The organism is Serratia proteamaculans, assembly GCF_013337185.1.
Classification (GTDB): domain Bacteria; phylum Pseudomonadota; class Gammaproteobacteria; order Enterobacterales; family Enterobacteriaceae; genus Serratia; species Serratia proteamaculans_D.
The window spans coordinates 26,174-47,814 of the sequence record NZ_SWDE01000003.1; the positions used below are offsets into that span (position 1 = coordinate 26,174).

Genomic DNA, 21,641 nt, shown 5'->3' on the forward strand with positions numbered 1-21,641 from the left:
TAAGATTATTTGAAAATAAAAAGTTAAAATTTTGTGGGCGATGGAAAGTAAAAAGGCACGCTATCCAGGGGACTTAGCGTGCCTTTTTGGGCTACCGGGTGTATCTGTTATTGTTCATTTTCATCCGTATAGCGTTTGGCTTTATAGGCAGGATGCATCAGGTTCTCCACGGAGAAGATATCATCCAGCTCGGCTTCGGTCAGCAGACCGCGTTCCAGCACTACTTCGCGTACACTCTTGCCGGTTTCAGCACAGATCTTCCCGACGATGTCACCATTGTGGTGGCCAATGAACGGGTTCAGATAGGTGACGATACCGATGGAGTTGAACACGTAGTGTTCACACACTTCTTTGTTCGCGGTGATGCCGTTAATGCATTTTTCCAACAGGTTATAGCAGGCGTTGGTCAGGATATGGATTGACTCAAACATCGCCTGGCCAATCACCGGCTCCATCACGTTCAACTGCAGCTGGCCTGCTTCGGCCGCCATGGTAACGCAAGTATCGTTGCCAATCACCTTGAAACACACCTGATTGACCACTTCCGGGATCACCGGGTTGACCTTGGCTGGCATGATGGAAGAACCCGCCTGCAGTTCCGGCAGGTTGATCTCGTTCAGACCGGCGCGCGGGCCTGAAGACAGCAGGCGCAGGTCGTTACAGATCTTGGAAAGTTTGACCGCCAAACGTTTCAGTGCGCTGTGCACCATGACGTAGGCGCCGCAGTCGGAGGTGGCTTCGATCAAATCTTCGGCCGGCACGACCGGCAGGTTGCTGACTTCGGCCAGTTTCTGTACCGCCAGCTGCGAGTAGCCTTCTGGCGTGTTCAGGGCAGTACCGATAGCGGTGGCGCCCAGGTTCACTTCCAGCAGCAGCTCGGCGGTGCGATGCAGGTTGCGGGTTTCTTCTTTCAGCAGCACGCTGAATGCATGGAATTCCTGGCCCAGTGTCATAGGCACCGCATCCTGCAACTGGGTACGACCCATTTTCAGGATGGTTTCGAACTCTTTGGCCTTGTGGTCAAAGCCTTCGCGCAGTTGGTTGATGGCATCGATCAGCTTTTGGTTGGAAGCGTAAACCGCAATACGGAAGCCGGTAGGGTAGGCGTCGTTGGTGGACTGGCATTTATTGAGGTGATCGTTAGGGTTCAGATATTGGTATTCGCCTTTCTGATGACCCATCAGCTCCAGACCGATATTTGCCAGCACTTCGTTGGTGTTCATGTTCAGCGAAGTGCCTGCACCGCCCTGGAACACGTCCACCGGGAACTGGTCCATGCATTTGCCTTTATCCAGCACTTCATCACAGGCCTGGATGATGACATCGGCGATTTTGCGTGGGATGGTTTTTAGTTCTTTATTCGCCAGCGCAGCGGCTTTTTTTACCATCACCATGCCACGGACAAACTCGGGCACGTCACTGATTTTGCTATTACTGATATAAAAATTTTCAATCGCACGCAGAGTGTGAACACCGTAATAGGCTTCTGCGGGGACTTCACGTGTTCCTAACAGGTCTTCTTCGATACGAATGTTATTTGACATGTGAACCTTCTTTGAATTGCTGCCGAATTAATTAATTGTCAGGTAACCAAATTATGTTGCCGAAGGCTTCAGGCGTGAAACGATTAACCACCGTGCCCGTTGCTGCCCAGATCATATGCTGGTTAGTAATAAATGACTGAATCCAGATCACCTTCTGAGCCTTCTAAAATCACGTGTTTCCCGTTCTGTGATCTCATTCACGTTTACTAACTTTAGCAATAAAAAAGGGCCTTTGGTTGAAATGCCCCTAGGCTGACCCCATTGTATTTAGGTCGGCCGTTTACCGGCCCCTTTTTCGCGTTGTCGCCACTTTGCGGCAACGTAGATCTGCCAGAGGAGAACCAGGTGCGCTGGTTACCGTTACTGCTGATATTTTTATTGGCTTACATAGAGATATCGCTATTTATCAAGGTCGCCGCCGTCATGGGCGTGGCGATCACCCTGCTGTTGGTGGTATTTACCTCCTGCGTCGGCATTTCGCTGGTGCGCAATCAGGGCATGAAAACTTTCCTGCAGATGCAACAGAAGCTGGCCGCGGGTGAAAGCCCGGCGGCGGAAATGGTGAAGAGCGTTTCACTGGTATTGGCGGGTTTCTTGCTGCTGGTGCCAGGTTTCTTTACCGACTTCCTTGGCCTGTTGCTGCTGTTGCCGCCGGTGCAGAAGTCGCTGACGCTGAAGCTGATGCCGCATCTTTCCGTCTACCGTCCTGGCGGTTGGGGAACGGGTGGCGATGCTGCCAACGGCAACACCTTCGACGGTGAGTTTCAACGTAAAAACGACGATCGTTACACCCTGGATCACCAGCCTGACGACCGCGACAAACCTAACGACAGATAAAGAAACGCGGCCCAGGCCGCGTTTTTTGCATCCGTAGCTCAGTATTGCCGCCAAAAGCGAAAATTTTTTTGGCTGACCCCTTGAAGGGGGATGGAATGCCCCCATTTCAAATCCCACGAGGCCGGTAATCATAATCCGGTGACAACCCTAAATCTGATAGAGACCTTCTTACAGGAGAGCGTTCAATGAGTATTCGTCCATTGCATGACCGCGTTATCGTCAAGCGCAAAGAAGTTGAATCAAAATCTGCTGGCGGCATCGTTCTGACTGGCTCTGCAGCGGGTAAATCTACTCGTGGTGAAGTAGTGGCAGTGGGTAAAGGCCGTGTGCTGGAAAACGGTAACGTCCAACCACTGGATGTGAAAGTTGGCGATATCGTTATTTTCAACGACGGTTACGGCGTGAAAGCAGAGAAGATCGACAATGAAGAAGTGTTGATCATGTCCGAAAGCGACATTCTGGCAATTGTTGAAGCGTAATAACGCTTTATCTTCTGAACTGAACGAGTTGAAGGGAAATACCAATGGCAGCTAAAGACGTAAAATTCGGCAATGACGCTCGCGTGAAAATGCTCCGCGGTGTGAATGTTCTCGCTGATGCAGTAAAAGTGACCCTGGGCCCGAAAGGCCGTAACGTAGTGCTGGATAAATCCTTCGGCGCTCCTACCATCACTAAAGATGGCGTATCTGTTGCTCGTGAGATCGAACTGGAAGACAAGTTCGAAAACATGGGTGCGCAGATGGTGAAAGAAGTTGCCTCTAAAGCGAACGACGCTGCGGGCGACGGTACCACCACTGCAACCGTACTGGCTCAATCCATCATCACCGAAGGCCTGAAAGCAGTAGCTGCCGGCATGAACCCGATGGATCTGAAGCGCGGTATCGACAAAGCGGTTATCGCCGCTGTTGAAGAACTGAAAAAACTGTCCGTACCTTGCTCCGACTCCAAAGCTATCGCTCAGGTTGGTACCATCTCTGCAAACTCCGACGAAACCGTGGGTAAACTGATTGCAGAAGCGATGGAAAAAGTGGGCAAAGAAGGCGTTATCACCGTTGAAGAAGGCACTGGCCTGCAAGACGAGCTGGACGTTGTTGAAGGGATGCAGTTCGACCGCGGTTACCTGTCTCCGTACTTCATCAACAAACCAGAAACCGGTTCTATCGAGCTGGAAAGCCCGTTCATCCTGCTGGCTGACAAAAAAATCTCCAACATCCGTGAAATGCTGCCAGTACTGGAAGCCGTGGCGAAAGCCGGCAAACCACTGCTGATCATTGCTGAAGATGTTGAAGGCGAAGCGCTGGCTACCCTGGTGGTTAACACCATGCGCGGCATCGTGAAAGTGGCTGCGGTTAAAGCACCTGGTTTCGGCGACCGTCGTAAAGCCATGCTGCAGGACATCGCTACCCTGACTGGCGGTACCGTTATCTCTGAAGAGATCGGCCTGGAGCTGGAAAAAACTACCCTGGAAGATCTGGGTACGGCTAAACGTATCGTTATCAACAAAGACACCACTATCATCATCGATGGTAATGGTGACGAACCTGCGATTCAGGGCCGTGTGTCCCAAATTCGTCAGCAGATCGAAGAAGCTACTTCTGATTACGACCGTGAAAAACTGCAAGAGCGCGTAGCTAAACTGGCTGGCGGCGTTGCAGTAATCAAAGTCGGTGCTGCTACCGAAGTTGAAATGAAAGAGAAGAAAGCTCGCGTTGAAGATGCTCTGCACGCAACCCGTGCTGCAGTAGAAGAAGGCGTAGTGGCTGGTGGTGGTGTTGCACTGATCCGTGCAGCGTCCAAGCTGAGCGAACTGCGTGGCGTGAACGAAGATCAGAACGTGGGTATCAAAGTTGCGCTGCGCGCAATGGAATCACCACTGCGTCAGATCGTTCTGAACTGCGGCGAAGAGCCATCTGTTGTTGCCAACACCGTGAAAGCGGGCGAAGGTAACTACGGTTACAACGCAGCAACTGAAGAATACGGCGACATGATCGCGATGGGTATCCTGGATCCAACCAAAGTGACCCGTTCTGCTCTGCAGTACGCGGCTTCTGTGGCTGGCCTGATGATCACCACCGAATGCATGGTGACCGACCTGCCAAAAGGCGATGCACCTGATTTAGGTGGCGCTGGCGGCATGGGTGGCATGGGCGGCATGGGCGGCATGATGTAATCATCCCCCACACGTTTGTGTGCTAAGAACCCCGGCCAATTGGCCGGGGTTTTTTTATGGTTTGTAGATTCAGTCTTCTGCGGGAGCGGTGGCTTTTTGCTGGCTATTGAAGAACAGGAATGCCGGGTTTTCGCTTTCGTGGGTGCCAAAAACGGTCTCGATACCGTAATCCGTGGTGACACAGAAGGAGATCTCACGGGCACCTCTGGCCCAGGCGGCTTTAACGGCGCTGCTGATATCATCTGAGTTGCGATAGTTGCCACTTGAGGCGACCCAGGCTCGTGTGACCTGTCTCCCGCCGCAGACCGGGGCATTATGTTGGGTCAGTGTCTCTTCATCCCAGTTGGCGCTGGTTTCAAAGAAATGGAGCATGTGGCTCGAGCCACTGAGGGTATTGGCGCTGTGGAAACGCAGGAAAATACCGTTATAAGGCACCCCGTCCAGTTCTTTTTTGTCGGGCAGATTAAATTTGAAATAGGCGGTCTGACGCTGTTCCTGTGGGCTGCTCGTTCCATTTTGTGCCAGCATGCCGGGTTCGCTGCCGTAGTTGGCATTGGCATACTCGCCACCGCGGGTATAACTATCGGCGATCGCGGGTTCAAAGACACTCGGTAGCCTTTTATCACACAAGACACCACGATTCAGACAGTAGTTGACCGCATATTTGAGGGTATCTTCCCGCCAGCCATTAAAAAAGTCGGCGTGGGCGGTATACAGACTGCCCCATTTTGGCTCGATACGACCGCCGGTAATGGTGGGGTTCATCGACAGCCGCAGGGTGGATAATTTGGTGCCGTTAGGGATCACGTAGGCAATGTTCATCTGCAGCAGCGGGATTTTAACCGGGTAGTCGGATGGGCAGACGCCATCTACATCATATACCGCATTGCGCGGCCCATGATGTGGGGGGGCCAGGTTTTTACCGTCCCAGCAGTTAGGGAAGGAAAACGCCAGGTTAAATTGGGTGCGGCCATCACCATAGGTTGGGCAAGTTTCGAGTGGATCCGGAGTGTAATGACCGCCATTATCCGTTTTGCAAAAATAAAGAACCCCCTGTTTGGCACTGCTGCTTTCATGTTGCCCGACCATTAACTGCAGGCCTCTGGGGAAGGCGACAACCGGGTAGCGGGTATCGGCATTTCGGTAATAGGTTTTCATATGGTCAGGTTTAATGATTTCACCGTTGGTGGTATCCAACAGCTGCGGTGCCCAGTATGAGGTGCCGTCTGCGGCCGATGTACAGGTGTTATCCGGCTTGGCCATCAGCGAATCTACCGTACTGTAGGCATTGGACTCTTTGTTACCAAAGAAGTCGTGCACCATGGATTCCCCTGGGCGGCCAAATGCCATCATCGGGTCATCCGCCAGGGTATGGGACAATAGGCATTCAACATTGAATTGCCCCATGCCCTTTTCCGCAGTTCCGCCTTCAGCGCAGGCCGCGCCGCTGAGCGTCAGCATCACGCTGCCGGTAAGTAGAAGTAAGCCTTTGTTTTTTTGTCTGTTCATATTAAAAATATCTCTCGACGATGAGTCCATAAAACAGAATGAAAAAGAAAATGGATCTTTGGCGTCAAGGTGGCACAAAATTGAGATAGGGCAGTCTCAAATTCGATGAATATAAGGTTTTTTAAGGTCTTGGATATTTATTTACCCTGAAAATTTCGTCGCTGGGATGATCTAATAACGGAAGCTATACTTGGCCGGACAGGTGATAAACAGCTGGCGGTGGGGATTTGCGTGCTTAGCGGCACGGTATTTGATGATATTTTTGCAGACCAGGCTGATTTAGCTGGTAAACTGACTGTTCATTAGCCGTCGCTCAAGACGTTGGCCAGGCACCAGTGGCAACGGATGCTTAAGAGATGGCATCGCTTTCTGATAAGCTTTTGCGGAATTCTCAATATCATATGGGGAACAAGATGCGGATTAAAGCCTTACTGGGTCTTTCGGCAGCCGTGCTGCTGGCAGGTTGCAGCAGCACCAATGAACTGTCCGCCGCAGGTCAGCAGGTTAAATTTACCGACACCAAACCGGCTGCGGAATGCCAGCTGGTGGGTGAAGTGACTGGCACCCAGAGCAACTGGTTGTCCGGTAACGGTGGTGAAGGCAGCTCCATGCGCGGCGCGGCAAACGATCTGCGTAACAAGGCAGCGGCGATGGGCGGCAATGTCATTTACGGTGCCACCAGTCCAAGTCAGAACCTGCTTTCAAGCTTTGCCCCGCTGGACAGCAAAATGGCCGGTCAGGTTTATAAGTGCCCGTAACGGCCTAATGAACAACGCGTAACATAAAAAAGAGGCATGCCGAGGCATGCCTCTTTTTGTATCTGCAATATACCCGTACTCAGTCTTGCATCAGATGCAGATCGAGAGGGGTCTTGCTTGGTTTACCACCGACCTCACGGGTCAAGCGTGGCACCATATACCCGGAGATCTTGCCCAGCAACGCCTGCATGATGGTACGGGCTTCTTCGTCGCTCACCATAAAGTGTGCGGCCCCCTGCACCTTATCCAGTACGTGGATGTAGTAAGGCAGAATGCCTGCGTCAAACAACGCGTTGCTCAGTGCCGCCAGCGTATCGGCATCGTCATTGATACCGCGCAGCAGCACGCTTTGATTGAGCAAGGTGACGCCAGCCAAACGCAATTGCGCCATGCTGGCCTGCAGTTCGCGGTCAATTTCATTGGCATGGTTGATGTGCGTGACCATCAGTACCTGCAGGCGAGATGCCGACAGCCGTTGGCACAGCTCCGGCGTAATTCGCGCTGGGATCACGACCGGCAAGCGGGTGTGAATACGCAGACGTTTTAGATGCTCAATGGCTTCCAGTTCACTGATTAGCCAGTCCAGCTCGTGGTCTTTTGCCATCAGCGGATCGCCACCCGAGAAAATAATCTCATCGAGTTCCGGGTGTTGGCGGATATAATCCAACGCCTGACGCCAGTTGGCCTTATTGCCCTGGTTGTCCTGATACGGAAAATGGCGGCGGAAGCAGTAGCGGCAGTTGACCGCACAGCCGCCCTTAACCAGCAGCAAAGCACGATTTCGGTATTTATGCAGCAGCCCCGGCACTACGCTACGCTGTTCATCCAGCGGATCGGTGGTGAAGCCAGGTGCATTGATGAATTCTTCGCTGGCAGTCAGTACCTGGCGCAGCAGTGGGTCATTGGCATCGCCAGGCTGCATGCGGGCTACGAAAGAGCGGGGGACGCGCAGCGCAAACAACTTGCGTGCTTCACGGCCCTGCGGCAATTCCGGATGCGTATTCAGTGATAAAAGCTGCAGTAATTCATCGGGATCGGTAATAACATCGGCGAGTTGATGCAACCAATCTTCTCTATATGCCGTATTTTGGGTTATAATGTGTGCCATTTTTTTGGCTAAGCTACCAGTTCAAATATTCAGAGGGCCATCATGGCGACTTATTCTAGCAACGATTTCCGTCCGGGTCTTAAAATCATGTTCGAGGGCGAGCCTTACGCTATCGAATCCAGTGAGTTCGTTAAGCCGGGCAAGGGCCAGGCGTTTGCGCGCGTTAAAATGCGTCGCCTGCTGACCGGCAGCCGTGTAGAGAAAACCTTTAAATCTACCGACTCTTGCGAAGGTGCAGACGTTGTAGATACCAACATGAACTACCTGTACAACGACGGTGAGTTCTACCACTTCATGCACCCTGAGACTTTCGAGCAGCACGGTGTTGAAGAAAAAACCGTATCTGACGCGGCAAAATGGCTGCAAGATAACGCAGAATGTATCGTTACCCTGTGGGACGGTCGTCCTATCGCGGTTCAGCCACCGAACTTCATCGAAGCTGAAATCACTGATACCGATCCAGGCCTGAAAGGCGATACTGCCGGTACCGGCGGCAAGCCTGCGACCCTGAGCACCGGCGCCGTGGTCAAGGTTCCATTGTTCGTACAGATTGGCGAAGTTGTCCGCGTTGACACCCGCTCTGGCGAATACGTATCACGCGTAAAATAAGCTTCAATACAAAGGAGCCCAGCGTGGCTCCTTTGTTTTATCCCTTCCCGCATATTGTTGGCAGACTCTGCATAATGAAGAAAACTCTGTTGGCCGTTATCTCCCTGTTGTTACTGATGTCCCTTAGCGGATGTAATACTTTCCGCGGATTCGGTGAAGACGTTCAGCACCTTGGCGGCGCTATCTCGCGTACGGCCAGTTAATAAGTATCAAATGCACTAATGTGTTAGTGCGAAATAAGACCATTCTAAACAGCAACTCTCGCTGATATTTACTAAGCTTAGAAAGCCGTACTTTTTCATCACTGACAAATAAGGGCTTTCATATGCTGAAGAAAAGTATTATCGCGATTTTCTCTTTGATGTTCTTGGCCTCATTGACCGCATGCAATACCACTCAAGGCGTGGGCGAAGATATTCAGGCTGGTGGTAAGGCCATCCAGCGTAGCGCGCAATAACCCACCTTGCTGATTTCTGCGGTATTCCGCGAACGGCCGCCAAAGGGCATCGTCGTGGGATACCGCTTTCTCTGCTGAGCCTTTTCCGGCAGGCACCTTTGTGCTGTTATCCTCCCAGGCTGCAGGTATAATCTCCGGGCATATCACAACGCTAAACGGGACGACCTGTTTACGCATCTGTATTCGGGGACGACCCCATAGTAATGGAGCCTGTTTCATGGCTTGGATTATTCTGCTTATTGCCGGTTTGCTTGAAGTGGTGTGGGCTATCGGTTTGAAATACACCCACGGCTTTACCCGCCTGACCCCCAGCCTTATCACTATTGCCGCCATGGTAGTCAGTATGCTGTTGCTGGCGCATGCCATGAAAACGCTGCCCGCCGGCACGGCCTACGCGGTATGGACCGGTATTGGTGCGGTAGGTGCAGCGATTATGGGGATGGTGTTACTGGGCGAATCAACCAATATCGCGCGTATTCTCAGCCTGTGCCTGATTGTAGTCGGCATATTGGGGCTGAAGTTCAGCAGTCACTGATTCTGAGACTGTTTTACCCAAATCAGCTTATCGATATCAAAGCCGTTGTTCTTCGCGGTTTGTAATAACCTGTCGCGAGTGGCAGCGTCCAGCTCTGGCGTTCGCGACAGGATCCACAAGTAATCCCGGTTCGGGCCACAGACCAGCGCGTAGCGGTAATCTGCATCCAACTCAATCACGTTATACCCACCATAGAAAGGCCCAAAGAACGACACTTTTAGCGCGGCCACCTGCGGTGAGCCGATAAAATAGGCTTTGCCGGTGCTTTCCTGCCACTGTTGTTTTTGCGGATTAAAGCCACGGTTAATCACTTTCAGGCCGCCATCTTCCCGCGGGCTGTAATTGGCAGTGACCTGTACCAGGCCTCGTTCGAAGCGGTGGTCAAGGCGAGCGATTTCGTACCAGGTGCCAAGATAGCGCTGGCTGTCGAAATGACTCACTACTTTGACGTCCTTCGGCGGGGAAACGCTACAAGCGACAGAGAGCACGGCGGAAAGCATCACACAAAGTTTTGACCAGAAATGCATGGGCGACTCCTGTTTACCTGATTGAGTTAAACAGTGTAGCCCAAAGGCAGAACTGGCGACCAACCGAAGTGGCCGCCGAAGGGGTTACAGGGTGACTACGCCGATCACGGTCACTACGCTGAGGATGGCAGCCAAACCGTAGAAAACCCATTTGCCGGCCGGCACATGGATTTTCAAATCGTGCATCGCATGGTGGATACGGTGCAGACCGCACCACAGCGGCAGGATAATCATCAGCAGCAGGAACAGGCGGCCAATCAGGCTCTGGCAGAAGGCCAGTACGCGGTCATAGCCCAGTGCATCGCCTGGGAATAACCCCAATGGCAGTAGAATGCCAACCAGCAGCACTATGGCGGGGGCGATGATGGCTCCCCACATGCCGCCAGCGCCGAATAATCCCCAGAAAACCGGTTCGTCTGAGCGTTTAGGTGCTTGATTTATCATGTTTCCTCCGGATTACACCAAAGCCACGGCCAGGATGACCACGCTGGCTATCACTGTCACCGCCCACAGCGTTTTCACTATTGGCCCCGGCCCCATTTTCTCGCTGTTGACCACAATGTTGGCGGCTTTCGGCGCCAAATCGAACCAGGTCTTGGTATGCAGCAGTGCGGCCAGCAGTGCGACGACGTTAATCAGCAGCACCAGTGGGTTTTGCAGAAAACCGACGAAACCCGCCCAGCTATCTACCCCGCCTTTTAGCGCAAAGACGCCGTAGATCAGCACAATACTGAACCAGACTGCCGGCACCGAGGTGCTTTCGCGCAGCATATAGAAACGGTAGAAGCCGAGCTTTTGCCACCAGGTCGGCGTCATGGTGCGCACATAGGGCTTACGTTGTGTTGTCATTGCTGTTTATCTCCCTTATTGCGGCTTCAGCATGGCGATCATGAAGTCTTTGGCACTTTCCACCTTGCCCTGCTGGATGGCAGCGGCCGGGTCGACGTGCTTCGGACAAACTTCAGAGCAGTAGCCGACAAAGGTACAGCTCCAGACGCCGTTTTCACCGTTGAGCTGCGCCATACGCTGTTTCTGACCGTGGTCGCGGTTATCCAGGTTATAGCGGTGTGCCAGGGTGATCGCCGCCGGGCCGATAAACTCTGGGTTCAGGCCGAACTGCGGGCAAGCGGCATAACACAGGCCGCAGTTAATACAGCCCGAGAACTGGTGATACTTGGCCATCTGCGCCGGAGTCTGCACGTTAGGGCCATCTTCCGGTTTGCGGTTATTGCCGATGATGTAAGGCTTAATCGCCTCCAGACTTTCGATAAAGTGGGTCATATCGACCACCAGATCGCGCTCGATCGGGAAATTGCCCAGTGCTTCTACCTTCATGCCGCCGGTGTACTCGCGCAGGAAAGTTTTACAGGCCAGCTTTGGTACCCGGTTGACCATCATGCCGCACGAGCCGCAGATCGCCATACGGCATGACCAGCGGTAGGAAAGATCGGGCGCCAGGTTATCCTTGATGTAGCCCAGGGCGTCGAGCAACGAGGTTTGCTCATCATAAGGCACCGCGAAGGTCTCGAAATGCGGCTCAGAGTCGCGTTCCGGGTTATAGCGCATGACCTCGATTTTCAGGGTGTTCATCTCAGCCATTTGCCTGCTCCTTGTCCTTTTTATCCTGCGCTTCGGCTTCAGCGCCGTACACACGTTTGGCCGGTGGCAGTTTGGTGATCTTCACGTCGCTGTATTCCAGGCGTGGTGCGCCGTTCGGGTTATGGAACGCCAGCGTATGTTTGAGGAAGTTCACGTCGTCACGTTCGGTACAGCCTTCGTCCAGACGCTGGTGGGCACCGCGGGATTCTTTACGGTTGAGGGCGGAGTGCGCCATGCACTCGGCCACGTCCAGCCCGTAACCCAGCTCGATGGTGTACAGCAGATCGGTATTGAACACGCTGGAGCTGTCGGTAATTTTGACGCGCTTGAAGCGTTCTTTCAGCTCGGCCAGTTTATCGACGGTTTTCTGCATCAGTTCAGGGGTACGGTAGATACCGCAGCCTTCTTCCATCGACATGCCCATCTCGTCGCGGATTTTGGCCCAGTTCTCGTTGCCTTCCTGTTTCATCAGGTTGCTCAAGCGGGTTTCGACGTCGCGCCCCTGTGCATCCAGAGCGCTGCCGTTAGCCGGGCCGGTTTCCAGCGCGCGGCGAGCGGCTTGCTCACCGGCCACCCGGCCGAAAACCACCAGTTCCGCCAGCGAATTGGAACCCAGACGGTTGGCGCCGTGCAGGCCGACGGAGGAACATTCACCGACGGCAAACAGCCCTTTAATACGGGTTTCACAGTTTTGATCGGTTTCAATGCCGCCCATGGTGTAGTGCGCAGTTGGACGCACCGGGATCGGTTCTTTCACCGGGTCGACGCCGACGTAGGCCTTGGCCAGTTCACAGATGAACGGCAGGCGTTCCAGCAGTTTCTTCTCCCCCAGGTGGCGCAGGTCGAGATAAACCACGTCACCGCGTGGGGTAGGAACGGTACGGCCGGCACGCCACTCATGCCAGAAAGCCTGCGAAACCTTGTCGCGTGGGCCCAGTTCCATGTATTTGTTCTTGGGCTCGCCCAGCGGGGTTTCCGGCCCCATGCCGTAGTCCTGCAGGTAGCGGTAACCGTCTTTGTTGACCAGAATACCGCCTTCACCACGGCAGCCTTCGGTCATCAGGATACCGGAGCCCGGCAGGCCGGTAGGGTGATATTGGACGAACTCCATATCACGCAGGGGTACGCCATGGTGGAATGCCATGCCCATGCCATCACCGGTGACGATACCGCCGTTGGTGTTGTAGCGGTACACGCGCCCGGCACCGCCGGTAGCCATGACCACCGCATTGGCACGGATCTGCACGCGGGTGCCTTCCATCATGTTCATCGCCACCAGGCCACGGGCCTGGCCGTCATCCACCAGAATATCCAGCACAAAGTGTTCATCGAAACGCTGGATTTGCGGGTATTTGAGCGAGGTCTGGAACAGGGTGTGCAGCATGTGGAAGCCGGTCTTGTCGGCGGCAAACCAGGTGCGTTCAATCTTCATGCCGCCGAAGCGACGCACGTTGACTGACCCGTCCTCTTTACGGCTCCATGGACAACCCCACTGTTCAAGCTGGGTCATTTCGCGCGGGCAGTTGTGGACGAAATGGTCGACCACGTCCTGTTCACACAGCCAATCGCCACCGGCAACGGTGTCGTTGAAGTGGTAGTCGAAGCTATCGTGATCCTGAGTGACGGCGGCGGAGCCCCCTTCAGCGGCCACCGTATGGCTGCGCATCGGGTAGACTTTTGAGATTAGCGCGATTTTCAGTTGGGGGTTGGCTTCCGCTGCGGCTATTGCTGCACGTAAACCAGCACCCCCGGCCCCAATAATGGCAAGATCGGCGTTAAAGGTTTGCACTGCATTCCTCCAATATTCTTGTTAAGAACGGCAAATTAAATATCTATGCTTAATATTTATAAAAAAACTTCGGGTGCTAACTAACTGAGTTTATTGTCGTTGCATTAATACTAAGGATAGATATCTCCCACCAATAATGTGGAATTAACTATACCTAAAGTTAAGTAGAAGAAATTTGATGTGATCGATTGTTTTGCCTTTTAACCGCCGGCCGGGAGGATAATTTACCGCAGGCAGGATTTAACGTTTATTCACCTTTTATTAACCTTATTACTAACTATTTATCAGGTAATGTCGCGGTTAAAAGTCCTGGGCCTGTTAAGAATTTGTTTGCATGCCGGGATACGAGTAGACTGCATCCCCTGTTTGATTTCGGAGTAATTACCATGAGCGAAACGGCAAGCTGGCAGCCAAGTGCACCCATCGCCAATTTGTTGAAGCGCGCAGCGATCCTGACTGAGATCCGGCGTTTCTTCGCCGATCGTGGCGTATTGGAAGTTGAGACGCCAACCATGAGCCAGGCGACGGTCACCGATATCCACCTGTTCCCGTTCCAGACGCGTTTCGTCGGGCCCGGCGCAGCGGATGGCCTGACGCTGTACATGATGACCAGCCCGGAATACCACATGAAGCGGTTGCTGGCGGCGGGTAGCGGCCCGATCTATCAAATGGGGCGTAGCTTCCGTAATGAAGAAGCCGGCCGTCACCACAACCCGGAATTCACCATGCTGGAGTGGTACCGCCCGCACTACGACATGTACCGGCTGATGAATGAGGTGGACGATCTGCTGCAGCAGGTGCTGGATTGCGACAGCGCGGAAACGTTGTCCTATCAGCAGGCTTTCCTGCGCCATCTGGATATCGATCCACTTTCAGCAGAGAAAGCACAACTGCGTGAAGCGTCGGCCAAGCTGGATCTGAGCAACATTGCCGATACGGAAGAAGATCGCGATACGCTGTTGCAGTTGCTGTTCACCGTCGGCGTGGAGCCGCACATTGGCCGTGACAAACCGGCGTTCGTTTATCACTTCCCGGCCAGCCAGGCGTCGTTGGCGGAGATCAGTACCGAGGATCACCGGGTGGCGGAGCGTTTCGAGGTCTACTTCAAAGGCATTGAGCTGGCGAATGGCTTCCGTGAACTGACTGACAGTCGCGAACAAGGGCAGCGTTTTGCTCAGGACAACCGCAAGCGCGCGGAACGTGGTTTGCCACAGCATCCGATTGATAACAACCTGCTGGATGCTTTGCAGCACGGTATGCCTGAATGCTCAGGCGTGGCGTTAGGGGTTGACCGCTTGGTGATGCTGGCGTTGGGCGCCGAGAGTCTGAGTGAGGTGATTTCCTTCCCGGTCGATCGAGCCTAACTCTCTACTCGGCATTATCACCATAAGAAAAGGGTTCGGCCATCGCCGAACCCTTTTTGCATTCTGCGCTTACAGTCCGCCCGAGTCGCGTTTGGTGTTCGGTGCCGGTGTGGACGGCGGAGTGCGGCCGTTGCTGGTCAGGCGCGATAATGTCTCACTGCGCACCTGGAATGGTGGGTATGGCAGTGTAATACCGTGCTCGCGGTAGCCGGCCAGAATCAACTGATGGATTTCATGACGCAGCGGCATACGGTGGCCCATTTCGGCGGCATAGATACGCATCTCAAAGATTTGGATACCTTGCTGCAGATCGACCAAATACACCTCTGGCACCGGGTTATCCAGCACCAGCGAGCAGCGCTCGGCAGCGTTGGTCAGGATCTTGGTCACTTCTTCACTGTTGGCATCCGCCGGTGCAGGTACGGTCAGCACCACACGGGTCACGTTGTCGGACAGTGACCAGTTAATGAATTGCTCGGTGATGAACGCCTTGTTCGGCACAATGATCTCTTTGCGGTCCCAGTCCGAAATGGTGGTGGCGCGGGTGTTGATCTTGGTGACGCTGCCGGTCAGATTGCGGATCGTCACGGTATCGCCAATGCGGATCGGTTTTTCGAACAAAATGATCAGGCCGGAGATAAAGTTGGAGAAGATCTCCTGCATACCAAAGCCCAACCCCACGCTGAGCGCGGTCACGACCCACTGCAGTTTCGACCATTCAATACCAATCCACGAGAAGCTGAGCAGCGCACCGAACAGCAGCAGCAGATACTTGGTGATGGTGGTGATGGCATAGCCGGTACCTGGTGTCAGATCCAGGTGTTGCAACACCGCCAGTTCCAGCAGTGCCGGCAGGTTACGTACCAACTGCATGGTAACGATCAGCACCAGAATGGCGATCAATACCGCGCCCAGAGTGATCGGATGCGCGGTATCAACCCCGTTAACCGTCGAGCTGACATTCCACAGGGTGATATTTTCCAGGAAGCTAAAGGCGGAATGGATCTCTGACCACAGTACGATCACCGACACCAGGGCGATCATGGTAAGGATCGAACGCACCAACCTTAACGACTGGGCGCTTATGGTATCAAGATCGATCTCGGAATCATCGAGATCCGTCGAGCCTTCGGTACTGTTAGGGGCATGTGAAGTTTCTTCTTCACCGCGTGCACGCTGGGCCAGGATATCGGCGCGGCGCTGCTTGGCACGGTCAAAGGCAATGCGGCGGCGCTGGATCAGCATCCAGCGACGGATAATATGGTAAATCACCAGCAGGAAGAACCAGATGGCGACCGAGGTTTCCAGACGCGCCAGCAGCGCCTGTGAAGTGGTCAGATAGCCAACGGCCGAGGCCAGCGCCGCCAGCACCGGTGCCGACAGCAGCAGCCCCCACAGCGCGGTGTTGACCATGTTCTCGCCGGAGCCTTTCTTATCCAGATACAGCGGGATGCCGGCACGTTTCAGACTGTTGGTCACCAGGGCCAATGCCAGACACAGCAAGATAAAGCACAGCCGGCCGAGGGTGTTGGCAAATTCGCGCTCTTTCAGGCTGTCGAAGGTAATCAGCGCCATGATCAGCGGCACGATCAGCCAGATCGACATTTTGTAGTAACGCATGGCGCGTGAAACCTGCTTCGCCGGCCAGCGGAAATGCACGATAAACAGCCCCTGTGGATGGGCAAAGGCGGCGCAGATCATACACACCCACAAGATCGGCAGCGTGGCGGTGACGCCCTTGCCGATGGCTTCGGCCACCGGATAGTTCCAGGCACTTTGCAGGCCAAAACCGAGTGCCGCCCACAACACCGGCAGCGGCAGCGCCACCAGAATCGACCAGAACACGGTGCGTACCGTCAGAAAGAACTCGTCCTGGGTGACTTTACCGACCCGGCTGCTGGCCCGTGTCAGGAAGGCGTGGTAATGCTTGCGGGAGCTGATGCTGAAAATCACCAGCAGCAGGGCGCCGAAAATCGGGATCAGCGTTTCCTTGCTGGTCACCATCATCATAAAGGCGCCGCCGAGTTGTGACAGCGTATCGAGTGACAGCAACAGAGTGAGATCGTGCGCCACGTTAATCGGGTAGGACAGATTGATCGGATTAATGTCCGGCACCCAGAACAGATAGCGGTGGGTGGCGTCCCGGATTTCGTTCAGCGCCTCAATCAGCTGGGTGTTGGCCACTTTCAGCTTGGTCAGCTCGAGGATTTGGGTATCGCAGCCGGAAAGCAGTGAATTGAGCAGTTCGCGCTGGGTACGCAACTGGGCGTCGACGATACGCCGTTCCGCGCTGGTCAGTTCACTGCCGTCGTCGCGTTTAAACTCCCGCTGTGGCAGCTTCTCCAGTTGGCTTTCAAACTGCAGCCGCTGTACGCGCAGTTGGGCCATATCGCCGTCCAACTGCTGCGGCTTGGGCATTTCCGGCAGCGTAGCCACCTGGGCACGCAGGGTTTCCCCCAGCGCGGACGAGGAGCCAAGCCATTGGGCCTGTTCGATGATGGTGCTTAATGCCTGGCGCACCTGCAGCGTTTGCGCGGCGGCCTGGCGTTGTTGGGATGAGATCAGATCCATGCGCTGGGCCTGATTGTTCAACGCGGCGGAAAGCTCACGGTTGATCTGTAGCTGCTGGCTGATGCTTTTTGGCAGGTCGCCGTTCTGTTCGGCCAACTGCTCGGTTTTTTCCAGTGCCAGTTCGGCTTCACGTTGCCGCTGGGCATTGAGGTTATTGCGCAGCGCCTGCAGCTGGATGTCGACTTTCTCGTGGCGCTTTTTGTAGACCTCAGCGCGCATCCGCGCCAGTTCCTGGCGATTGTTGGCTGACAACTGCGCCAGCTCGAGTTCATCGACCTTGGCTTTGCGCGCAGCGGCCTCGGTTTGTAATAACGCCAGCGCGGCCTGAGCATGTGGCGTGGTCGGGTTGGCGGGCTGTGCCTGCAGGCGGCGCTGCACTTCGGTCAGCGCCCGGCGAGCATCGGTTTGCTGCTGTGGCAACTGGCCGAGGGAGTCGCTGATTTCCCGCGTGCGTTCCTGTTCTTGCTGCAACAGCCGGGCCTGTTCCAGCAGCAGGCTGCTGGTCTGCAGGATCTGCTGCTCCAGATCGCTGGCCGGCAGGTTATCGCCATTCGGCAGGATCTTACTGTCTTCAATCACCAGTTGACGGCGCAGTTCCTGCGTCATCTTTGGGAAATCGTCGATCACACGTTGATATTGTTCAACGCGCGTCAGCGATTCTTTGCGCTCCGATAACCAGTTGAGAGCGCTTTGCAGCGCCTCAGTGGTTTCCGCCTGATTAGGCGCGTTCTTGTTGCCTTCCGCCTGCTTCAGCTCTTGTTTGAGCTGTGTTTCGGTAGGCACCGTGGCGGCCAGCACCGGTTGAGACAGTAAACAACCGAGCAATAGCGTGATAATCAGGCGCACAGTATCAATTCCCTTAGATCTGCGTTGTTTCAGCGGCGGCAGAGGCAGCCGGGATTTCTGCGAAGGCTTCGCCCATACGGGTCACGGTGCCGTTGTTCAACTGCGGGGCAAACTGCACGCTGCCTGGGGTAAACAGGTTGATGACCGTCGAGCCGAGCTTGAAGCGGCCCATTTCTGCCCCTTTCTCCAGTGCGATAGCGCCTTCACTCCCTTCTGCCGGATAGGTCCAGCGCTTGATGACGCCTTCGCGCGGTGGCGTAACGGTGCCGGCCCAGACGGTTTCGATGCTGCCGACGATGGTGGCACCCACCAGGATCTGCACCATAGGCCCGATAGCGGTATCGAATACGCAGATCACACGCTCATTACGGGCAAACAGGTTTGGCACGTTGGCCGCGGTCAGCGGGTTAACAGAAAACAGGTCGCCCGGAACATAAATCATTTCGCGCAGTACGCCATCGCATGGCATATGCACACGGTGATAATCACGAGGTGCCAGGTAAGTGGTGGCGAACAGGCCGTTGCGGAACGGCTCGGCCAGTATGTAGTTGCCGGCCAGCAGCGCCTCCAGGCTGTAGTAATGGCCTTTAGCCTGGAAAATCTGGTCGTCGTTGATCGGGCCGAGTTGGCTTATCGCGCCATCGGCAGGCAGCGCCAGCCAGTGGGTACCTTCGACGATCGGACGTGCGCCGTCACGCAGGGGGCGAACAAAGAAATCGTTGAAGGTCGCATAAGAGGTCAGGTCAGGATTTTGTGCTTCCTGCATATCCACGCGGTAATAGCGGGCGAAGGTCTTCACCACCAACTGGGTCAGCCAGCCGGCTTGTTTATCTGCGCCCCAGCCGGCCAGGCGCGTCAGCGCCAGCTTGGGTAACCAATACTGCAATTTAATTTTGATGCTATCCAGCACATTAACCTCGTGAATCGGGGTAAAGGGCGCGCATTGTAACCGTGGCTCCGCCACAGTCAATGCCACCCGGTATTATCAGCCTGCGGCGTCGGTGAAGTTCTTGCGAACCTTCACTGAGGCCATGCTTTCCAGAATGCGATGGTAGTTTTCAAAACGCTCTTTGGCGATATCGCCTTTCTCCATCGCCCCGCGGATGGCGCAGCCTGGGTCAGTATCGTGACGGCAGTCGCGGAATTTGCAACCGCCCAAATAGTCACGGAATTCGACATAGGCTTGAGTCACTTGTTCCGGCTCCAGATGCCACAGACCAAACTCACGCACACCCGGTGAATCGATCACATCGCCGCCGTGCTGGAAATGGTACAGCCGCGCGGCGGTGGTGGTATGTTGCCCGAGGCCTGAGACATCGGAAACCTGATTTACCAGAATTTGCTTATCGCTCGGTGGCAGCAGGGCGTTCAGCAGGCTGGATTTACCCACCCCGGACTGGCCGGCAAAGATACTGATACGATCGACCAGCGCCTGTTCAAATGCCTCCATGCCTTCACGCGTCTGGCTGGAGACCTCAAGCACTCGGTAACCGATATGGCGGTAGATATCCATCATCCCGTCTACGGTCTTGCGTGCTTCGGCATCCAGCAAATCGATTTTGTTCAGTACGATCAACGGTTCGACTTCCAGCGTTTCACAGGCCACCAGGTAGCGGTCGATCATATTCAGCGACAGCTCTGGCAGGATCGCGGAAACGATGACGATCTGATCGATATTGGCGGCGATGGGTTTCACGCCGTCATAGATGTCGGGGCGGTTCAGTACGGAAGTGCGTTCATGCACGGCTTCTACGATACCTTTCACCCCTGCATGGGTGCCGACGCCAGGACGCCATACCACACGATCGCCTGTCACCAGCGAACGTAACGTACGGCGGATATTACAGCGGTGCTGAGTGCCATCCGCTGCTTCAACGTCGGCGTGCATGCCGAAACGGCTGATGACGATGCCGTCCTGCGGCTCACCCAGTTGGGAATCATCCAGTTCCGGTTTGTTGTCAGTGCGCTTCAGGCGACGTTGATGGTTCGCCTGCACGCGGCGTTCTTGACCTTTGGACAGTTTGTTCTTGCTCACTGCGCCTCACTTGAATCCGCTTTATCGCTCATGGCGACCAAAAAGACTATGATACACGCTATTTTATATTAAATAACCGTTGTTAGCCGCCACGTGCCGCGGACTTCCGTTGGCAAACAGCCAGCGTCGCTCGCCGCCTTGCCTATAGTTTGTTTATCTTTTGGCTTTTACGCAGGAAATATCATGACAGGAAACGAAAATAACCTGATTTGGATCGATCTGGAGATGACCGGGTTGGATCCAGAACGCGATCGCATTATCGAGATCGCTACCCTGGTCACCGACGCCAATCTGAATATCCTCGCGGAAGGGCCAGTGATCGCCGTACATCAATCCGATGAGCAGCTTGGCCTGATGGATGACTGGAACGTGCGGACTCATACCGGCAGCGGGCTGGTGGAAAGGGTGAAGGCCAGTCAGTTCGACGACCATGCCGCCGAGTTGGCCACTATTGCCTTCCTGCAACAGTGGGTGCCTGCGGGTAAATCACCGATCTGCGGCAACAGTGTGGGCCAGGACCGCCGCTTCCTGTTCCGCTATATGCCGGAACTGGAAGCCTACTTCCATTACCGCTATCTGGATGTCAGCACTTTGAAAGAGCTGGCGCGCCGTTGGAAACCGCAAATCCTCAGTGGTTTCAAAAAGCAGGGCACCCACCAGGCGATGGATGATATCCGCGAGTCGGTGGGCGAACTGGCCTATTACCGTGAACATTTCATCCAGTTATAACGGTTGCACGGCCCCAGAACAGGGGCCTGATTAGTACAAGCGGCCAATTCCGCCGCTTAATTAACCAGTTTGGCGCTTTAATCGGCAAACAAACAAAAAACGCGTTTTTTTGCTTTCAGGGGCTTGCGGCAGAAAGGATTTCTCGTATAATGCGCACCCCGTACCGATGAAGAATTTCGTTTAGTTCCGACATCGTTACGCCGGGCGGGAATAGCTCAGTTGGTAGAGCACGACCTTGCCAAGGTCGGGGTCGCGAGTTCGAGTCTCGTTTCCCGCTCCAAATTCAACAATGCTGCTTAGGTAGCGTGATGAATAAAAAAAGTATCAGGTAGTGCCCATGCGACGCGGGAATAGCTCAGTTGGTAGAGCACGACCTTGCCAAGGTCGGGGTCGCGAGTTCGAGTCTCGTTTCCCGCTCCAAAAAAATTCAAAGGCCATGTTGTTGTTTGATGGCCGGATGCCCAAAGCATCTCAATGCGGGAATAGCTCAGTTGGTAGAGCACGACCTTGCCAAGGTCGGGGTCGCGAGTTCGAGTCTCGTTTCCCGCTCCAATTTTATCTTCGGTTTAACTTAGTCCAACGCCTTTACCGGCGCGGCTTCTTGTCTCGTTGTACATACCCTGTCGAAATGTTGTGAACAGACTTATCCACAGG

Annotated in this window: 21 protein-coding genes and 3 tRNA genes; 13 read left to right on the forward strand and 11 right to left on the reverse strand. The window is 54.5% G+C overall.

The window, feature by feature from the left end:
* Positions 1–107 precede the first annotated feature (107 nt).
* The gene (gene aspA, locus FCL49_RS13625; RefSeq protein ID WP_017891347.1) at positions 108–1,544 is read right to left on the reverse strand and encodes an aspartate ammonia-lyase; all 1,437 of its coding nucleotides are present in this window, start codon (positions 1,542–1,544) and stop codon (positions 108–110) included.
* A 345-nt stretch (positions 1,545–1,889) separates the two neighbouring features.
* Between aspA and FCL49_RS13630 the strand changes: the two genes are divergently transcribed.
* From FCL49_RS13630 to groL, 3 genes are all read left to right on the forward strand, one after another.
* Complete coding sequence (locus FCL49_RS13630) at positions 1,890–2,381, forward strand: FxsA family protein (protein ID WP_174354019.1); 492 nt, start codon at positions 1,890–1,892, stop codon at positions 2,379–2,381.
* A gap of 185 nt (positions 2,382–2,566) precedes the next feature.
* A complete protein-coding gene (locus FCL49_RS13635) occupies positions 2,567–2,860 on the forward strand; it encodes a co-chaperone GroES (RefSeq protein WP_012004872.1) in 294 nt (97 codons plus the stop codon).
* A gap of 44 nt (positions 2,861–2,904) precedes the next feature.
* Positions 2,905–4,551, forward strand: a complete 1,647-nt coding sequence (gene groL / locus FCL49_RS13640) for a chaperonin GroEL (protein WP_135314812.1) — start codon at positions 2,905–2,907, stop codon at positions 4,549–4,551.
* 69 nt (positions 4,552–4,620) lie between these two features.
* Here the strand turns inward: groL and FCL49_RS13645 are convergent, their stop codons facing one another.
* Positions 4,621–6,060: a DUF1996 domain-containing protein gene (locus FCL49_RS13645; RefSeq protein WP_254611090.1), complete on the reverse strand. Its 1,440-nt coding sequence runs from the start codon at positions 6,058–6,060 to the stop codon at positions 4,621–4,623.
* Positions 6,061–6,473: 413 nt separating this feature from the next.
* Between FCL49_RS13645 and FCL49_RS13650 the strand changes: the two genes are divergently transcribed.
* The gene (locus FCL49_RS13650) at positions 6,474–6,818 is read left to right on the forward strand and encodes a DUF4156 domain-containing protein (protein ID WP_012004874.1); all 345 of its coding nucleotides are present in this window, start codon (positions 6,474–6,476) and stop codon (positions 6,816–6,818) included.
* A gap of 79 nt (positions 6,819–6,897) precedes the next feature.
* On the opposite strand, the gene epmB is transcribed toward FCL49_RS13650, so the two are convergent.
* Entirely contained in the window at positions 6,898–7,926 is a 1,029-nt protein-coding gene (gene epmB, locus FCL49_RS13655; protein ID WP_174354020.1) for an EF-P beta-lysylation protein EpmB, read from the reverse strand.
* A 42-nt stretch (positions 7,927–7,968) separates the two neighbouring features.
* Between epmB and efp the strand changes: the two genes are divergently transcribed.
* The 4 genes from efp to sugE all read left to right on the forward strand — a co-directional run bounded on the left by efp (position 7,969) and on the right by sugE (position 9,527).
* Complete coding sequence (gene efp / locus FCL49_RS13660; protein ID WP_004952647.1) at positions 7,969–8,535, forward strand: elongation factor P; 567 nt, start codon at positions 7,969–7,971, stop codon at positions 8,533–8,535.
* Positions 8,536–8,609: 74 nt separating this feature from the next.
* On the forward strand, positions 8,610–8,738 hold the full coding sequence (locus FCL49_RS13665; RefSeq protein WP_012004876.1) for an entericidin A/B family lipoprotein: 129 nt from the start codon (positions 8,610–8,612) through the stop codon (positions 8,736–8,738).
* Positions 8,739–8,860: 122 nt separating this feature from the next.
* The gene (locus FCL49_RS13670) at positions 8,861–8,992 is read left to right on the forward strand and encodes an entericidin A/B family lipoprotein (protein WP_135314814.1); all 132 of its coding nucleotides are present in this window, start codon (positions 8,861–8,863) and stop codon (positions 8,990–8,992) included.
* 217 nt (positions 8,993–9,209) lie between these two features.
* On the forward strand, positions 9,210–9,527 hold the full coding sequence (gene sugE / locus FCL49_RS13675) for a quaternary ammonium compound efflux SMR transporter SugE (RefSeq protein WP_017891350.1): 318 nt from the start codon (positions 9,210–9,212) through the stop codon (positions 9,525–9,527).
* Here sugE and blc read toward each other — a convergent pair.
* The 5 genes from blc to frdA form a co-directional block, all read right to left on the reverse strand.
* Positions 9,521–10,054 (reverse strand): outer membrane lipoprotein Blc, encoded by a 534-nt coding sequence (blc, locus tag FCL49_RS13680; protein ID WP_174354021.1) that lies wholly within the window; start codon positions 10,052–10,054, stop codon positions 9,521–9,523. The two genes, sugE and blc, sit on opposite strands and share 7 nt — an antisense overlap.
* A gap of 84 nt (positions 10,055–10,138) precedes the next feature.
* Positions 10,139–10,498 carry a fumarate reductase subunit FrdD gene (gene frdD, locus FCL49_RS13685; RefSeq protein ID WP_085119381.1) on the reverse strand — a complete coding sequence of 120 codons (360 nt, stop codon included), beginning with the start codon at positions 10,496–10,498 and terminating at the stop codon, positions 10,139–10,141.
* Positions 10,499–10,510: 12 nt separating this feature from the next.
* Positions 10,511–10,903, reverse strand: a complete 393-nt coding sequence (gene frdC / locus FCL49_RS13690) for a fumarate reductase subunit FrdC (RefSeq protein ID WP_174354022.1) — start codon at positions 10,901–10,903, stop codon at positions 10,511–10,513.
* A 15-nt stretch (positions 10,904–10,918) separates the two neighbouring features.
* Positions 10,919–11,653 carry a succinate dehydrogenase/fumarate reductase iron-sulfur subunit gene (locus tag FCL49_RS13695; protein WP_085119384.1) on the reverse strand — a complete coding sequence of 245 codons (735 nt, stop codon included), beginning with the start codon at positions 11,651–11,653 and terminating at the stop codon, positions 10,919–10,921.
* Positions 11,646–13,442 (reverse strand): fumarate reductase (quinol) flavoprotein subunit, encoded by a 1,797-nt coding sequence (gene frdA / locus FCL49_RS13700; RefSeq protein ID WP_174354023.1) that lies wholly within the window; start codon positions 13,440–13,442, stop codon positions 11,646–11,648. Before frdA ends, FCL49_RS13695 begins: the two co-directional genes overlap by 8 nt.
* A 386-nt stretch (positions 13,443–13,828) precedes the next feature.
* Here frdA and epmA point away from each other — a divergent pair, with 386 nt between their 5' ends.
* Positions 13,829–14,806, forward strand: coding sequence for an elongation factor P--(R)-beta-lysine ligase (gene epmA / locus FCL49_RS13705; RefSeq protein ID WP_174354024.1), 978 nt, complete (start codon positions 13,829–13,831; stop codon positions 14,804–14,806).
* Between the two features lie 69 nt (positions 14,807–14,875).
* Here the strand turns inward: epmA and mscM are convergent, their stop codons facing one another.
* From mscM to rsgA, 3 genes are all read right to left on the reverse strand, one after another.
* Positions 14,876–18,223, reverse strand: a complete 3,348-nt coding sequence (gene mscM / locus FCL49_RS13710) for a miniconductance mechanosensitive channel MscM (RefSeq protein ID WP_174354025.1) — start codon at positions 18,221–18,223, stop codon at positions 14,876–14,878.
* Positions 18,224–18,236: 13 nt separating this feature from the next.
* Positions 18,237–19,133: an archaetidylserine decarboxylase gene (gene asd / locus FCL49_RS13715; protein ID WP_174354026.1), complete on the reverse strand. Its 897-nt coding sequence runs from the start codon at positions 19,131–19,133 to the stop codon at positions 18,237–18,239.
* A gap of 75 nt (positions 19,134–19,208) precedes the next feature.
* Complete coding sequence (rsgA, locus tag FCL49_RS13720) at positions 19,209–20,258, reverse strand: small ribosomal subunit biogenesis GTPase RsgA (RefSeq protein WP_174354027.1); 1,050 nt, start codon at positions 20,256–20,258, stop codon at positions 19,209–19,211.
* 183 nt (positions 20,259–20,441) lie between these two features.
* Here rsgA and orn point away from each other — a divergent pair, with 183 nt between their 5' ends.
* From orn to FCL49_RS13740, 4 genes are all read left to right on the forward strand, one after another.
* Positions 20,442–20,987, forward strand: a complete 546-nt coding sequence (gene orn / locus FCL49_RS13725; RefSeq protein ID WP_135314820.1) for an oligoribonuclease — start codon at positions 20,442–20,444, stop codon at positions 20,985–20,987.
* Positions 20,988–21,191: 204 nt separating this feature from the next.
* Positions 21,192–21,267: transfer RNA gene (locus FCL49_RS13730), tRNA-Gly, on the forward strand.
* 64 nt (positions 21,268–21,331) lie between these two features.
* A tRNA-Gly gene (locus FCL49_RS13735) sits at positions 21,332–21,407 on the forward strand.
* Between the two features lie 56 nt (positions 21,408–21,463).
* Positions 21,464–21,539, forward strand: a tRNA-Gly gene (locus tag FCL49_RS13740).
* Positions 21,540–21,641: the final 102 nt, after the last annotated feature.

Excerpts from the sequence above, each read along its gene's own strand:
- aspA (WP_017891347.1), bottom strand. The coding sequence starts at position 1,544 with ATGTCAAATAACATTCGTATCGAAGAAGACCTGTTAGGAACACGTGAA.
- FCL49_RS13635 (WP_012004872.1), top strand. The coding sequence starts at position 2,567 with ATGAGTATTCGTCCATTGCATGACCGCGTTATCGTCAAGCGCAAAGAA.
- groL (WP_135314812.1), top strand. The coding sequence starts at position 2,905 with ATGGCAGCTAAAGACGTAAAATTCGGCAATGACGCTCGCGTGAAAATG.
- FCL49_RS13645 (WP_254611090.1), bottom strand. The coding sequence starts at position 6,060 with ATGAACAGACAAAAAAACAAAGGCTTACTTCTACTTACCGGCAGCGTG.
- FCL49_RS13650 (WP_012004874.1), top strand. The coding sequence starts at position 6,474 with ATGCGGATTAAAGCCTTACTGGGTCTTTCGGCAGCCGTGCTGCTGGCA.
- epmB (WP_174354020.1), bottom strand. The coding sequence starts at position 7,926 with ATGGCACACATTATAACCCAAAATACGGCATATAGAGAAGATTGGTTG.
- efp (WP_004952647.1), top strand. The coding sequence starts at position 7,969 with ATGGCGACTTATTCTAGCAACGATTTCCGTCCGGGTCTTAAAATCATG.
- FCL49_RS13665 (WP_012004876.1), top strand. The coding sequence starts at position 8,610 with ATGAAGAAAACTCTGTTGGCCGTTATCTCCCTGTTGTTACTGATGTCC.
- FCL49_RS13670 (WP_135314814.1), top strand. The coding sequence starts at position 8,861 with ATGCTGAAGAAAAGTATTATCGCGATTTTCTCTTTGATGTTCTTGGCC.
- sugE (WP_017891350.1), top strand. The coding sequence starts at position 9,210 with ATGGCTTGGATTATTCTGCTTATTGCCGGTTTGCTTGAAGTGGTGTGG.
- blc (WP_174354021.1), bottom strand. The coding sequence starts at position 10,054 with ATGCATTTCTGGTCAAAACTTTGTGTGATGCTTTCCGCCGTGCTCTCT.
- frdD (WP_085119381.1), bottom strand. The coding sequence starts at position 10,498 with ATGATAAATCAAGCACCTAAACGCTCAGACGAACCGGTTTTCTGGGGA.
- frdC (WP_174354022.1), bottom strand. The coding sequence starts at position 10,903 with ATGACAACACAACGTAAGCCCTATGTGCGCACCATGACGCCGACCTGG.
- FCL49_RS13695 (WP_085119384.1), bottom strand. The coding sequence starts at position 11,653 with ATGGCTGAGATGAACACCCTGAAAATCGAGGTCATGCGCTATAACCCG.
- epmA (WP_174354024.1), top strand. The coding sequence starts at position 13,829 with ATGAGCGAAACGGCAAGCTGGCAGCCAAGTGCACCCATCGCCAATTTG.
- orn (WP_135314820.1), top strand. The coding sequence starts at position 20,442 with ATGACAGGAAACGAAAATAACCTGATTTGGATCGATCTGGAGATGACC.